Origin of the sequence: Nonomuraea recticatena (assembly GCF_039533245.1) — a bacterium.
Classification (GTDB): domain Bacteria; phylum Actinomycetota; class Actinomycetes; order Streptosporangiales; family Streptosporangiaceae; genus Nonomuraea; species Nonomuraea roseola.
Genome location: NZ_BAAATE010000023.1, coordinates 58,775 through 72,005, shown reverse-complemented (window position 1 = coordinate 72,005; position 13,231 = coordinate 58,775). Strand labels below are relative to the sequence as shown.

Sequence of the window (13,231 nt, the reverse complement as noted above, 5' to 3'; positions counted from 1 at the left end):
GGGTTCGCGGGTTCGCGGGTTCGCGGGTTCGCGGGTTCGCGGGTTCGCGGGTTCGCGGGTTCGCGGGTTCGCGGGTTCGCGGGTTCGCGGGTTCGCGGGTTCGCGGGCTCAGCGTTTCATCGCGCCGTCGGCGATGGCGTCGGCGGCGTGACCGATGGCCATGCCGACGATCTCGAGGCGGCGGACGAGCTCCCGCTCCTTCATCGCCTCCGCGGTCAGCTCTCCGGAGAAGATCCTGGAGATCTCGTACTGGTACATCCGCCGCACCGCACCCCCCGCCTTCTTCGCCTCCAACGCGTCCTGCACCACCCCGGACGGACGAGACGCCAGGTCGCGCACCGCGCGCTCCAACGCTTCGATGCCGACGATCACCTGATCCAGCAGCGGCGCGAACCTGATCTGCTCCGGCACCCTGTACAGATGCGACTCCCTGACGAAGTCCCGCAAGGAGTCGAGCACGTCGTCGATCGAGCGGGACAGCCGGAACAGGTCCTCCCTGTCGATCGGTGTGACCAGCGCGCCCTTGAGCTCCTCGACCAGCCTGGCGCGCTCGGTGTCGCCGAGATGCTCGATGGAGCGCATCTGCTCGTGCGCGCCCGTCCTGCCCACCTCGCCGCCGATCATCGCCATCGCCAGCCAGGCGCCCTCCTTGGTCGCCTTCAACTGACCCACGAGGGCCTCGGTCAGGGCGCCGTCCATGCGGCCCGCCAGCAGGTCACGAATCCGGCTCATCCGCCTCAGAAACCCTCTCACCACCGCCACCTCCTTCACGACCTCCTATCAACGCCAACCCGGCAGGGCCGGCACAGGCGCACGTCCTACATGATCGACAACCCCCTGTCCCGCGACAGACAACCGACCCGAACCGCCACGACGGGACGCGCCACGGCGCGACGGACCCGGACCGCCACGACACAACGGACCCGGATCGCCACGATGGGACGGGCCACGACACGACGGGCCACGACCGACACCACGACGGGCGCGCCACGGGTGTGAGACGACGGGTGCGAGACGACGGGACACGAGACGACGTGGTGGGACGACGGGGTGCGACACGTCGGGAGGCGGGGTGCCACCGCAGCCCACCCCACGAGGGATGGGACGCGACGCCACGCGACGAAATGCCACGCGAGACCCACCCCACCCCACGGCGTGACGGGACGCCACACGACCCGCCGCGACGGGGTGTGAAACGGCGGGACGCGAGGCGGGCGCGGCGAGATTCCACGTGAGGGCCCGCCATCCCACCCACCCACCCACTCCACGAGGTGACGGGGTGCGACACGACGTGATGGGAAGCAACGCACGCGCCGCGACGGGATGCGACACGGCAGAGGGCGACCCAGCGAGGCGCGAGGCGCGGCGAGATTCCGAGGCCACACCACCCCACGACGGGACTCCACGCGGGGCTCCACCACACCACTCGCCACGACGTGACGGGACGGGACGCCTGAGGCTCCAACCCACCAGGCGACGCGACGGGATGCGAAACGACGGGACACGACGTGGCGGCATGCGAGGCGTCACCTCGCCACGTTCCGCACAACGTGATGCGGCCCAAGCGAGGGAGAACAGACTTTCGAGGGAGAAGGTCGGTGCCGAAGCGCTTCGGGTATCTCGTTCGGCCGCCCTCGGGCGATGTAAGGGGCGGTGGGTGTCACCTGCTCTCCCCGGCACGGGCGCAGGTGAAGGCGGGTCGTCTCATGAGATGCCTTTCACCGTGATCGCCGCCACGGCTGCCAGGAGCCCAGCCGCCGGGAGAGTCAGGACCCAGGCGATCACGATCTTGACCGCCGCGTACCAGCGCACCCTTCCGCCCCCGTAGGCCACGCCCGTCCCGATCAGGCTGCCTGCGATCGACTGGGTCATGCTCACCGGCATGCCGACAGCCGCGCACCCGATCACGGTCGTCCCCGAGGCGAGTTCGGCCGCCACGCCGTGCAGCGGCCGGGAGGCCAGGATCTCGCGGCCGAGAGTGCGCCCCGCCCTCGGCATGCCGTACAACGTGCCGAGACCGAACAGCGCGGCCGCCCCGAAGGAGACCGAGGGGCCCGAGGAGCCGACGGCGACGAGGAAGACCGCCAGCATCTTCTGCCCGTCATTGGCGGCATAGGCCACGCACTGCAGGACGAACCCCGCCCAGTGCCAGCGTCGCAGCCCCCTGCTGGTGGTCATGGCGACGAGCAGCCGGGTCGTCGCCCATGCTGCCAGCGCGCCCGCGAACGGCGCGGCCAGGGCGACGGCCAGGACGAGGGCCACCGAGCCCGCCGAGACCTCCAGCCCCCAGCCCAGTCCCGCGCCCGTCAGTCCGCCGACGATCGCGAGGGTCAGGCTGGTGGGGCGTCCGTGGTGGCTGAGCGCCATGACCACGGCTATCGCGGAGAGCACGGCGATGGTCATGGCGTGCGTGGCCCCCGGGCCCTCGAAGGAGGCGAGCCTGGTCACGAAGGTGTGCGCGACCTGCTGGGAGACGAGAGGGACGAGCGCGGTCAGCAGTACCAGGGTGAGCACCCCGACGATCGGCCTGACGGTCGGCAGCTTGAGTCCCGTCGCCAGCAGCGTGCCACCGTCGTTCACCCCCGACACGACGGCGAACAGGCAGGCGACCACGACCTCTAAAGGCACGCGCCCCAGCCAATCCGACCGCTGGTCGCCAGGGCACGCCGCGATCGTTGATGACCGGCATGACGAGCTTTCACGTGGCTGATCGTTCCCCGACAGAGCTGCGACGCAACGGATCGGCGTCCATCGGCTTCGAGGGCAACCCCACTGTGGATCTTCATGATGGTCGTGGAGCGCAGGGGGCAGGTCGAGCGCCACTTCCTCTCCTCCAGGGGTACGGCCGAGCCGTCCGAGCCGGCGGGGGAGCTCTTGCTGCTGCGCGAGCCGGGCTCGTCCACGCGTGAGCTGCAGGAGCAGGCGATGGAGACGTGGGGCCTGGACAGGAGCACCGAGATCTGGGGCGTCCCGGCTGGGTGATCACGACCAGGCGGTCCTGCAGGATCGGCTCGCTGACCAGCTGGGGCGCCGACCGCCGCCAGGACGGCGACGCCGATCCTCCATCACCCTCGACGAGCACCTGCGCGACGGCGCGCCGGTCGGCCACGTGACCTCGGTAGCCCACAGCCCCACGCTGGGCAGGGCCCGGACTGGCGTTCGTCTCCGGCGCGGGGCTGGAGAAGGTGGAGATGCAGGTGGCCGGGGAGAGGTACCCTGCCCAGATCAGCCGCAAGGCGCCCTACGATCCCACCTCCGCGAGAGTGAAAGCATGAACGCCGAGTACGTCCTGACACTGTCCTGCCCCGACCGTCCCGGCGTCGTCGCCGCCGTCTCGGGTCTGCTCGCGGCGCGCGGTTGCAACATCACCGAAAGCCAGCAGTTCGGCGACCAAACCGCGGAGCGCTTCTTCATGCGGGTGCAGTTCACCGCCGCGCTTCCGCAGGACGAGCTCTCCAGCGCGTTCGCGGGGCTGGTCCCCGAGTTCGGCCTGGACTTCAAGCTGCGCGACCTGTCGGTCAAGCCGAAGGTGCTGATCCTGGTCAGCAAGTTCGGTCACTGCCTGAACGACCTGCTCTACCGGGTCAGGTCAGGACTGCTCGACATCGAGATCGTCGCCGTCGCCTCCAACCACCCCGACCTGCGGCCGCTCACCCAGTCGTACGGCATCGACTACCACCACCTGCCGGTGACCCCCGAGACCAGGCCGCGCCAGGAGGCGGAGATCCTCGCTCTGGTCGAGCACTACCAGGTCGAGCTCGTGGTGCTGGCCCGCTACATGCAGGTCCTGTCGGAGGACCTGTGCGAGAAGCTGTCGGGCAGGGCGATCAACATCCACCACTCGTTCCTGCCGTCGTTCAAGGGGGCCAAGCCGTACCACCAGGCCCACGACCGCGGTGTGAAGCTGATCGGCGCGACCGCCCACTACGTCACCTCCGACCTTGACGAGGGGCCGATCATCGAGCAGGAGGTCGCCCGCGTCGACCACAGCCACTCGCCCGCCGACCTGGTGGCGATCGGACGCGACGTCGAGTGCGTCGCCCTGGCCCGCGCAGTGAGATGGCACGCCGAACAGCGGGTCCTGCTCGACGGCCACAAGACCATCGTCTTCCCGCGCTGACGGCGCGGGCTCAGGGGCGGTAGGTGCCGAAGAACCAGGCGTTGCCCTCGGGGTCCTCGCAGGCGTACTCGCGGGAGCCGTACGGCTGCTCCACCAGCTCCATCGTGATCCTGGCGCCGGCGGCCAGCGCGCGGTCGTGGTGGGCGTCGGGGTCGTCCACGGCGACGTAGATGCCGGGACCGCCGGCCTTGCCCTCGCCCAGCATGATCATGTCGTCGCCGACCAGCATCTCGGCGTGGTTGTTCGACACCTCGTGCGGGAGGAAGCCGAAGGCGGTGCTCAGGAAGGCGGCGGCCGCGGGGACGTCCCGGTAGCGGGCGAGCGCGAAGACGGTTCGTTTCATGAGGCCAAGTCTGCGCCCCTGCTGAGCTGCGGTCTTGGACGAATCTGACCGGGCGTGGCGCCCGCCATGGCGCGGAACTCGCGGTTCATGTGCGGCTGGTCGTAGAAGCCGCACGAGGCGGCCACGTCGGAGAGCGAAAGGCCCTCGCGCAGCAGGCCCATGGCGCGGTCGAAGCGGATCACCCTGGCCGACGCCTTCGGGGTGAGGCCGACCTGGTCGTGGAAGCGAGCGACGAGGTGGCGGTGGCTCCAGCCGAGGGAGCCGGCCAGCGACGCCACGCTGACGGAGCCGCCCGAGGCGACCAGGCGCTCCCATGCCCACAGCACGGGCGGGTCGGGAGGGGGCGCGGTCAGGATGCGGGCGGCCAGCAGCGACTCGGCCAAAGCCAGGCGCTCGGTGGGCGAGGCGAGCGCGGCGAGTCTCTCGCCGGCCGTACGGCTCCATGCGGGCAGCAGGTCGTCGACGGGCAGCACCAGGTTGGTCAGCTCGCGCATCGGGACGCCGAACAGGCGGCGGGCGCCGAAGGGGGTGAGCACGACCTCGACGCCCTCGGTGGGCCCGGAGATCCTGGTGACCGTGTAGCGGTCGCCGAGCCCGCCGGTGAAGGAGGTGAGACGGGCGCCGCCGACCTCCATGGGCGCCCCGAAGGCGAGGATGAGCACCGCCCCCGGCACCGCGGCCTCGGTGCGCGTCAGGGGGCGGTCGTAGCGCTCCCTGTAGGCGCACAACCGGGTGACATAGGGCCGAAGGGCGGCACGGGGCACGCCCTCGGCCATGGTCAGGCCCATACCGCAGACGATACGTCAGCGGCCGTGGATCCCGGCGAACATCAACCCGCCCCGCCGTACGCCGGCGAGGAGGCGGCCCGACGGCGGACGCGGCTCGTCGAGGCCGCCGCAGGGAAGGGGCCCGTGGGCGTGCTCACAGCCCGGTGTGCCTGGCCAGGAAGGTGAGCTGGTCGGCGGCCAGGTCGACGGTGCGGCTCACCGAACGGGCGCCGTGGCCGACCTCGCCCTCGTTGCGCAGCAGGATCGGCGCGGATCCCGACGTGGCGTGCTGCAGCGCGGCGCACATCTTCCAGGCGTGCAGCGGATGCACCCGCGTGTCGGACTGGAAGACCGTGAACAGCGTCGCGGGATAGGACACGGCCTCGCGTACGTGGTGGTAGGGAGAGTAGGCCCACAGCCAGGGGAACTCGGCGGGGTCCTCGGCCGAGCCGTACTCGACGTTCCACGTGGCGCCGAGGCCGAACAGCTCGTAACGGATCATGTCGAGCAGCGGCGCCGAGCAGGCGACGGCCGCATACAGCTCGGGGCGCTGGGTGAGGGCCGCGCCGACCAGCAGGCCGCCGTTGGAGCCGCCCGAGATGGCCAGCTGGGCCGAGGTGGTGACGCCGGTGGCGATGAGGTGCTCGGCCGCCGCGTGGAAGTCGTCGAAGACGTTCTGCTTGTTGCCGAGCATGCCGGCGCGGTGCCAGTCTTCGCCCTCCTCGCCGCCTCCGCGCAGCCCCGCGATCGCGTAGACGCCGCCCGCCTCGACCCAGGTGAGGATGGAGGCGGAGTACCCGGGCGTCATGGAGATGCCGAAGCCGCCGTAGCCGTTCAGGATGGTGGGCCTGGGTCCCTCGCCGGAGACCGGCGAGATCACCAGCATGCGCACCTGCGTGCCGTCCTTGGACAGGTAGGTGACCTGCTCGGTGCGGACGGCGGGCACGTCGACCGCGCCGGGGGAGGCCGCCCACAGCGAGGTCTCGCCCGTGCGGGCGTCGTAGCGCTGGATGGTCGGCGGCGTGGTGTTGTCGGTGTAGCCGAACCACGCCTCGTAGCCGCCCTCGGGCCGCTCGGAGATGCCGCCGATCGTGCCGAGCCCAGGCGTGGGCACCTCGCCGACCCGCTCGCCGCTCTCGAGGGAGTGGAGGCTGATCTCGCTCAGCGCGTGGCGGGTCCAGCCGACGACCATGACGGGCCGCTCGACGTCGTCGAGGATGGCGAAGTCGGTCAGCACCGCCTCGGGGTCCTCGGGGATCAGGTCGGTCCAGACGGAGGGGTCGGCCGGGTCGGCCACGCAGACCCTCGCTCGCGGCGCGTCGCGGTCGGTGTGGACGTAGATGCGCCCGTCGCGGCCGAAGACCAGCCCGGTCTGCGCGTCGACGCCCTCCTGGACCACGGTCAGCTCGGGCCGCTCGGCCGGGGAGGAGGACAGGTCGGCCACCCACAGGTCGTTGCGCGGCGCGGTGCCCTCGGAGGCGGAGATCTGCAGCCAGCGGCCGTCGCGGGAGACCGAGACGCCGTAGTAGTTGGTCATCTTCAGGCCGTCGCCGAAGATCATGACGTCGTCCTCGGTGGAGGTGCCGACGCGGTGCAGGTAGACACGGCGGTGGAACTGCGACTCGCCCTCGGGCACCTCGGTGCTCGGCAGGCGGCGCACGTAGTAGTACGCCTCGCCGCCGGGCAGCCACGCCACGGGGGAGTAGCGGCACCTGTCGATCGGGCCCTCGACCCTCGTGCCGGTGCTCACGTCGATGATGTACAGCGAGGACTCCTCGTCGCCGCCGACCGAGATCTGGTACGCCAGCAGGCGCCCCTCCTTGTCGGGCTGCACGGCGTCGAGCGTGGTCAGCCCCGAGGGGTCGATCGCCATCGGGTCGATGAGCGCCCGCTCGGTGCCGTCGGCCTCGACCACGTAGTAGACCGCGTGCTCCTGGTCGGGGGTGCGGCGGGAGAAGAAGTGCCGCTCGCCCCGCCAGACGGGAACGCCGACCGAGCCCGACCGGAGCAGCTCCGCGATGCGCTCCTTGAACCTGACGGGCTCGGCCTGGGCCCTGAAGAGCTCTTCCTGAGCCAGCAACCAGCCCTTCACCTCAGGCTCTTCGGGGTCCTCGAGCCAGCGGTAGGGGTCGGGCACGGGGGTGCCGTGCAGGTTCTCGACGATCTCGTCTCGGCGTGCGGCTGGGTACATGTCTGAACCTTACCGGGGACGCGTAAAGCCCAGGAGGGGCGGGCATAAATGACATCGTGTGTCCCTCTGGTCATCTCTATTGGGTGGCGGGGGCATGCGAGAGACGCCAGACTTGGTAAAGGACGGTGCCGTGGTGACCATCCGTTGGACCGTCCGGCGGAGGTCCACGTGACGGAAGCAACCGGGTCCCAGGAGGGACCGCCAACAGGGGCCATGGCCCCTCTGATACCCGTGCGTCGGGGGGTGGCCCCCTGATGCGCCAAGTACTCCTGCTCAACGCCACCTACGAGCCGCTGACCACGCTCTCGCTGCACAGGGCCGTCGTGCTCGTGCTCAGGGAGAAGGCCGACGTCGTCCACCGCGACGGCAGGGGAGCGGTGCTCCGCTCCGCGACCTGCACGGTCGATGTGCCTTCGGTGATCAGGCTTCGAAGATATGTCCGTATTCCCTACCGGTCTCGCATCCCCCTGACGCGCGCCGCGCTGATGCGTCGCGACGACTTCCGTTGCGCCTACTGCGGGCAGCGGGCCGAGACGATCGACCACGTCGTGCCCCGTTCGCGGGGCGGCACGCACACGTGGGAGAACTGCGTGGCCTCCTGCATGCCCTGCAACCACAGGAAGGCGGACAAGTTCCTGGAGGAGCTGGGGTGGACGCTCCGCGTCGCCCCCGCGGTGCCGAGGGGAGCGCACTGGCGGCTGATCGGCGCCCAGCTCGTCGGTGACCCCCAGTGGGCGCCCTACCTGTCGGAGACGGCGGCCTAACGGCGCGCGGCCTGCTCCGCGAGAGCGTTGATCCCGTAGAGCAGGCCGCCGACCAGGTCGCCCGCGCTGAAGACGGTGGCCATCGACATGGCCGTCAGCCTGCACGAGCCGTCCGGCAGGCGAAGCCTGGCGTTCTCCCCTGTGACGATCTCCAGCGCGCGGCCCTCCACGTCGACGAAGACGACCACGGCGTCGGGCGACTCCTCGCCCATGGCGGCGTGCAGCCGTTCGGCGAAGTGCCTGCGGGCGCCCACGGGCGGGCCGAGGAAGGCGGCGAAGCGAAGGCCGGTGCGCCGCTCGGCCGAGGTCAGCGCCGTGCGGAGGTCGTCGGCCTGGGCGGCGGTGAGCCCGCGCATCGCCCTCACCACCCCGCCGAGGCGCCGCCGAGCTGCCCGCCTGGCTCGGCGGTCTCGGCCATGCGCGGCCAGTCGGCCTCGGGGACCGGCGCCCAGTGCGCCCTCCTGTTGGCCAGAACCAGGTCGGCGGTGCTGACGCCGTGCTCGCTGTGGCGTGGACCGCCCAGCCACACGACGTCGGAGGGCGCCTGCGTGTCCTTGCTCGCGCCTGGCAGCAGGACCATGAGGCTGATCAGCAGGAACAGCCCCGTCGAGGTGCCGATGAGGAAGCCGAGGATTTCCAGCGCGCTGTCCACACCATGACCGTAATCCCGCGCGGACGCCCCGGCCAGACCCCATCACCAGACCGGTGGCCTCCTGTCGCCCCAGAAGCCGCCTCTGGCCGCCTCGACCTGTGCCGACAGCGAGATGAGCGTGCCCTCTTCGCCGACGCGCCCCGCCAGCATGACGCCGATCGGCAGGCCCTCGGCGTTCCAGTGCAGCGGCAGGTTGACGGCGGGCTGCCCGCTCACGTTGTAGATAGCGGGGAAGGCGGCGAACCGCTTCATCCGCTCGAAGGTCTGCTCGGGGTCGCCGCCCTCCTCGAACCAGCCGACGGGCCGTGGCGGCTGCGTGAGCGTCGGGGTCAGCACGGCGTCGTAGGCGTCCGTCACCGACAGCGCCATCCGCGTGGCCATCTGCAACGACGACTGCGCCTGCAGGAAGTCGGGGGCTGAGGTGGCGAAGCCGCGCTCGCGCAGCCAGGCGGTGAGCGGCCGCAGCAGCTCCTGCCTGTCGAGGGCCACGGGGTGCACGCAGGCGAAGGCGAACCACAGGGTCACGAACGGCGGCACCAGGTCGGGGCCGAAGGGAGGGTCGATGTCGACGACCTCGTGACCCAGCAGCTCCAGCGTCTTGGACGCCTCCTCGTAGGCGGTCAGCACGTCGGGGTGGACCGTGGCGCCCGGCACGACCGGCTCGGCGTAGCGCGCGATGCGCAGACGGCCTGGCTCCCTGGCGGCGCACTCGAGGAACGTCCCCTCGTGCGCGGGCGCGAGGTAGAGGTCGCCGGGGTTGTGGTGGCTCATCACGTCGAGCAGCGCCGCGGCGTCGGCGACGGTCCTGGCGATCGGGCCGTTGGTCGACAGCCCGGCCAGGTCGGGGATGATCGGGGCGAAGCTGATGCGACCCCTGGTCGGCTTGATGCCGAACAGGCCGCAGACGGACGAGGGGATCCTGATGGAGCCCGCGCCGTCGCTGCCCTGGGCGGCGGGCGCGAGCCCCGCCGCCACCGCGGCCGCCGCGCCCCCGCTCGACCCGCCCGCCGAGCGGGAGAGATCCCACGGCGTACGGCTCGGCGGCGACACCGAGGTCTCGGTGTAGCACGGCAGGCCGAACTCGGGCGTGGCCGTCTTGCCGAGCATGACCGTGCCCGCGTCGCGCAGCCGCTCCACGACCGTGTCGTCGACGGGCGAGACGAAGCCGGCGTAGGTGGCCGAGCCGAAGCTGATGGGCACGTCCTTGACCAGGTTGAGGTCCTTGACCGGGATCGGCACGCCGTACAGGGGGCCGCTGGGCTCGGTGAGGTCGCGCGCCTGCGCGAGCGCCCGCTCGGCGGTCACGGTGACGAACGCGCCGACCTGTGGATCGATCCGTTCGATGCGGTCGAGGTAGTGCCGGGTGATCTCAAGGGGTGAGATTTCCCGGCGCCTGACGGCTTCCGCCTGCTCAAGTGCGGTGAGATCATGGATGTGCGCCACGAACCGCAGAGTAGGCCGAGTTGTCTAGAGAAGAAAAGAACTAGATACCCGGAAACCGCGTCACCTACGCGGTGACCTGGGCCATAAAACTATGGACGGGTCAACAGTAGGAACCGGCGTGGGCCTCGGCTACCTTTTGTAGCGTGGACTCCGCTAAGCAGCGAGAAGACGGTAACAACACGTCACCGATCTGGGTGAGTGACAGGCCCGCCAAGGAAGAGGGCACCGGCGCCAAACACTCGGCACCCACGTCAACGTACGCTCCCGTCGAACGCGCTTCCCTGCGCAGCCTGCTCCAACAGCCCCGCTATCGCCATCTGCGCACGCGCGCGCTCATCGCCGTCGCGGCCGGCGTCGTCGTGGGTTTCCTCGTCGGCGACCCGCGCGTGGGCATCAGCGCCGCGGTCGTGGCCGCGATCGCCGACACGGTCTACCGCGCCAAGTCCAACTCGAGCGTGCCCGCGTGGCGGCGCTCGTCCGTGGCCGAGCGCAAGACCGAGGCGCAGCTGAAGAGGCTCGAACGCAGCGGCTACCGCACGCTCCACGCCAGGGCGATCCCCGGTAGCGAGGCGCAGATCGACCACCTGGTGATCGGCCCCACGGGCGTCTACGCGGTCGACTCGGAGAAGTGGGACAAGCGCCTGCCTGTGCGGGTGCAGATGGGCAAGAAGCTCTTCCACGGACCCTTCGACATGAAGCCGCGACTGACGGAGGCGCGCTGGGAGGCGACCCAGGCGAGCGAGCTGATCAGCAAGGCCTACGGCCGCGAGATCACGGTCGTGGCGTCGCTGGCGATCTACGGCCCGCCGGTCCCCTGGAAGATCATGACGATCCGCGAGGTGGACGTCTACGAGGGCGCCAGGGCCAGGAAGTGGATCACCAAGCGTGAGCGGGCGCTCACCGAGGCCGAGATCGACAGGATCTACGAGATCGCCAGCCAGGTGCTGCCCCCGCGCTACGGCGAGGGGTGACCTGAGCGTCCGATCCATGGACGCGCGTCTCAGTCAGCGAGCGAGGGGTCGTACCATGTGAAGACTCGCTAGCGATGGGAGACGCACCAATGCCCGCCCTCAGGTCTCGTACGGTCACGCACGGCAGGAACATGGTCGGCGCCCGGGCCCTGCTCCGGGCGACCGGTGTAGCCGGGAGCGACTTCGGCAAGCCCATCATCGCCGTGGCCAACAGCTTCACCCAGTTCGTGCCGGGCCACGTGCACCTGCGCGAGGTCGGCGACCTGGTCGCAGGCGCCATCAGGGAGGCGGGGGCGATCCCGCGCGAGTTCAACACGATCGCCGTCGACGACGGCATCGCGATGGGCCACGGCGGCATGCTCTACTCCCTGCCCAGCCGCGAGCTGATCGCCGACGCGGTCGAGTACATGGTGAACGCGCACTGCGCCGACGCCCTGATCTGCGTCTCCAACTGCGACAAGATCACCCCCGGCATGCTCCTGGCCGCCTTCAGGCTGAACATCCCGACCGTCTTCGTCTCGGGCGGCCCCATGGAGGCAGGCAAGACGCCCGGCCGCAAGCTCGACCTCGTCGACCCGATGGTCGCCGCGGCCGACGCCTCCGTCACCGACGAGGAACTCCTCGAGATGGAGGAGAACGCCTGCCCGACCTGCGGGTCCTGCTCGGGCATGTTCACCGCCAACTCCATGAACTGCCTGGCCGAGGCGATCGGCCTGGCGCTGCCGGGCAACGGCACGATCCTGGCCACGCACAAGGCGCGCAAGAAGCTGTTCGAGGACGCGGGCCGCCGCGTGGTCGACATCGCCAAGCGCTACTACGAGGGCGACGACGAGTCGGTGCTGCCGCGCTCGATCGCCTCCAAGGACTCCTTCGAGAACGCGATGGCCCTCGACGTGGCGATGGGCGGATCCACCAACACGATCCTGCACATCCTGGCCGCCGCCCGCGAGGCCGGGGTCGACTTCGGGCTCAAGGAGATCAACGAGGTCTCGCTGCGGGTGCCGTGCCTGTGCAAGGTCGCTCCCGCGACGAACAAGTACCACATCGAGGACGTCCACCGCGCCGGCGGCATCCCCGGCATCCTGGGTCAGCTCGACAGGGCGGGGCTGCTGCACCGCGACGTCCCCACGGTCAACGGCGGCACCCTCGGCGAGGTCATCGCCGCATGGGACCCCTCCTCGCCGACCGTGCTGCCCGAGGCCGTGGAGCTCTGGCATGCCGCGCCGGGCAACGTCCGCACGATCAAGCCCTACTCCCAGGACAACCGCTGGGACGACCTCGACGTCGACCGCGCCGAGGGCTGCATCCGCGACCGTGAGCACGCCTACAGCAAGGACGGCGGGCTCGCCGTCCTCTACGGCAACATCTCCCGCGACGGCGCGGTGGTGAAGACCGCGGGCGTCGACGAGTCGATCTGGAAGTTCTCCGGGCCCGCGGTGGTCTTCGAGTCGCAGGAGGAGGCCGTCGACGGCATCCTGGCCGGCAAGGTCAAGGAGGGCGACGTCGTCGTCATCCGCTACGAGGGCCCCAAGGGCGGTCCCGGCATGCAGGAGATGCTCTACCCGACCTCCTTCCTCAAGGGCAAGGGCCTGGGCAAGGCCTGCGCGCTGGTCACCGACGGCCGCTTCTCCGGCGGCACCTCGGGTCTGTCCATCGGCCACGCCTCGCCCGAGGCGGCCGAGGGCGGGGCCATCGCGCTGGTGGAGGACGGCGACCTCATCGAGATCGACATCCCCAACCGCCTGCTCGAGCTGCGGGTGCCCGAGGAGGAGCTGGCGGTGCGGCGCGAGAGGCTGCTGGCCGACCTCGGCGGCTACCGCCCCCGTGATCGCCAGCGTCAGGTGAGCGTCGCCCTGCAGGCCTACGCCGCGATGACCACCTCGGCCTCCACGGGCGCCTCCAGGGACCTGTCCCAGCTCGCCCGCTGAGTTCGTCGGTACGGCCCGCGCCTCCCGGTTCGCCGGGGACGCGGGCCGTCGC

The 13,231-nt window shown here is 70.7% G+C and carries 13 protein-coding genes; 5 read left to right on the top strand and 8 right to left on the bottom strand.

The window, feature by feature from the left end; translation table 11 throughout:
- Nucleotides 1-108 precede the first annotated feature (108 nt).
- Both ABFX50_RS34155 and ABFX50_RS34150 read right to left on the bottom strand, forming a co-directional pair.
- Nucleotides 109-753 carry a DUF47 domain-containing protein gene (locus ABFX50_RS34155; RefSeq protein ID WP_346152303.1) on the bottom strand — a complete coding sequence of 215 codons (645 nt, stop codon included), beginning with the start codon at nt 751-753 and terminating at the stop codon, nt 109-111.
- Nucleotides 754-1,704: 951 nt separating this feature from the next.
- On the bottom strand, nt 1,705-2,628 hold the full coding sequence (locus tag ABFX50_RS34150; protein ID WP_346152301.1) for an inorganic phosphate transporter: 924 nt from the start codon (nt 2,626-2,628) through the stop codon (nt 1,705-1,707).
- 156 nt (nt 2,629-2,784) lie between these two features.
- On the opposite strand from ABFX50_RS34150, the gene ABFX50_RS34145 reads away from it, so the two are divergent.
- Together ABFX50_RS34145 and purU are read left to right on the top strand one after the other, a co-directional pair.
- Entirely contained in the window at nt 2,785-2,982 is a 198-nt protein-coding gene (locus ABFX50_RS34145; protein ID WP_346152299.1) for a type 2 periplasmic-binding domain-containing protein, read from the top strand.
- Nucleotides 2,983-3,271: 289 nt separating this feature from the next.
- Nucleotides 3,272-4,120, top strand: coding sequence for a formyltetrahydrofolate deformylase (gene purU / locus ABFX50_RS34140; protein WP_346152297.1), 849 nt, complete (start codon nt 3,272-3,274; stop codon nt 4,118-4,120).
- Nucleotides 4,121-4,130: 10 nt separating this feature from the next.
- Here the strand turns inward: purU and ABFX50_RS34135 are convergent, their stop codons facing one another.
- From ABFX50_RS34135 to ABFX50_RS34125, 3 genes are all read right to left on the bottom strand, one after another.
- Complete coding sequence (locus ABFX50_RS34135) at nt 4,131-4,463, bottom strand: VOC family protein (protein WP_346152295.1); 333 nt, start codon at nt 4,461-4,463, stop codon at nt 4,131-4,133.
- Nucleotides 4,460-5,251 (bottom strand): helix-turn-helix domain-containing protein, encoded by a 792-nt coding sequence (locus tag ABFX50_RS34130; RefSeq protein ID WP_346152293.1) that lies wholly within the window; start codon nt 5,249-5,251, stop codon nt 4,460-4,462. The genes ABFX50_RS34135 and ABFX50_RS34130 overlap by 4 nt, the downstream gene beginning before the upstream one ends.
- 133 nt (nt 5,252-5,384) lie before the next feature.
- Entirely contained in the window at nt 5,385-7,421 is a 2,037-nt protein-coding gene (locus ABFX50_RS34125) for a prolyl oligopeptidase family serine peptidase (RefSeq protein ID WP_346152291.1), read from the bottom strand.
- A gap of 254 nt (nt 7,422-7,675) precedes the next feature.
- On the opposite strand from ABFX50_RS34125, the gene ABFX50_RS34120 reads away from it, so the two are divergent.
- Nucleotides 7,676-8,185, top strand: coding sequence for an HNH endonuclease (locus ABFX50_RS34120; protein ID WP_183647602.1), 510 nt, complete (start codon nt 7,676-7,678; stop codon nt 8,183-8,185).
- On the opposite strand, the gene ABFX50_RS34115 is transcribed toward ABFX50_RS34120, so the two are convergent.
- Genes ABFX50_RS34115 through ABFX50_RS34105 form a run of 3 tightly spaced genes read right to left on the bottom strand, consistent with a single transcriptional unit; the run spans nt 8,182 to nt 10,280 of the window.
- Nucleotides 8,182-8,541 carry a DUF5130 family protein gene (locus tag ABFX50_RS34115; RefSeq protein ID WP_183647601.1) on the bottom strand — a complete coding sequence of 120 codons (360 nt, stop codon included), beginning with the start codon at nt 8,539-8,541 and terminating at the stop codon, nt 8,182-8,184. The genes ABFX50_RS34120 and ABFX50_RS34115 overlap by 4 nt on opposite strands.
- Before the next feature lie 5 nt (nt 8,542-8,546).
- Nucleotides 8,547-8,837, bottom strand: coding sequence for a hypothetical protein (locus tag ABFX50_RS34110; RefSeq protein WP_346152288.1), 291 nt, complete (start codon nt 8,835-8,837; stop codon nt 8,547-8,549).
- A gap of 42 nt (nt 8,838-8,879) precedes the next feature.
- Nucleotides 8,880-10,280 (bottom strand): amidase, encoded by a 1,401-nt coding sequence (locus ABFX50_RS34105; RefSeq protein ID WP_346152286.1) that lies wholly within the window; start codon nt 10,278-10,280, stop codon nt 8,880-8,882.
- 143 nt (nt 10,281-10,423) lie between these two features.
- On the opposite strand from ABFX50_RS34105, the gene ABFX50_RS34100 reads away from it, so the two are divergent.
- Complete coding sequence (locus tag ABFX50_RS34100; protein ID WP_183647594.1) at nt 10,424-11,251, top strand: nuclease-related domain-containing protein; 828 nt, start codon at nt 10,424-10,426, stop codon at nt 11,249-11,251.
- A gap of 89 nt (nt 11,252-11,340) precedes the next feature.
- Nucleotides 11,341-13,179, top strand: coding sequence for a dihydroxy-acid dehydratase (gene ilvD, locus ABFX50_RS34095; RefSeq protein ID WP_346152284.1), 1,839 nt, complete (start codon nt 11,341-11,343; stop codon nt 13,177-13,179).
- Nucleotides 13,180-13,231 lie beyond the last annotated feature (52 nt).

Excerpts from the sequence above, each read along its gene's own strand:
- ABFX50_RS34145 (WP_346152299.1), top strand. The coding sequence starts at position 2,785 with ATGATGGTCGTGGAGCGCAGGGGGCAGGTCGAGCGCCACTTCCTCTCC.
- purU (WP_346152297.1), top strand. The coding sequence starts at position 3,272 with ATGAACGCCGAGTACGTCCTGACACTGTCCTGCCCCGACCGTCCCGGC.
- ABFX50_RS34135 (WP_346152295.1), bottom strand. The coding sequence starts at position 4,463 with ATGAAACGAACCGTCTTCGCGCTCGCCCGCTACCGGGACGTCCCCGCG.
- ABFX50_RS34130 (WP_346152293.1), bottom strand. The coding sequence starts at position 5,251 with ATGGGCCTGACCATGGCCGAGGGCGTGCCCCGTGCCGCCCTTCGGCCC.
- ABFX50_RS34125 (WP_346152291.1), bottom strand. The coding sequence starts at position 7,421 with ATGTACCCAGCCGCACGCCGAGACGAGATCGTCGAGAACCTGCACGGC.
- ABFX50_RS34120 (WP_183647602.1), top strand. The coding sequence starts at position 7,676 with ATGCGCCAAGTACTCCTGCTCAACGCCACCTACGAGCCGCTGACCACG.
- ABFX50_RS34115 (WP_183647601.1), bottom strand. The coding sequence starts at position 8,541 with ATGCGCGGGCTCACCGCCGCCCAGGCCGACGACCTCCGCACGGCGCTG.
- ilvD (WP_346152284.1), top strand. The coding sequence starts at position 11,341 with ATGCCCGCCCTCAGGTCTCGTACGGTCACGCACGGCAGGAACATGGTC.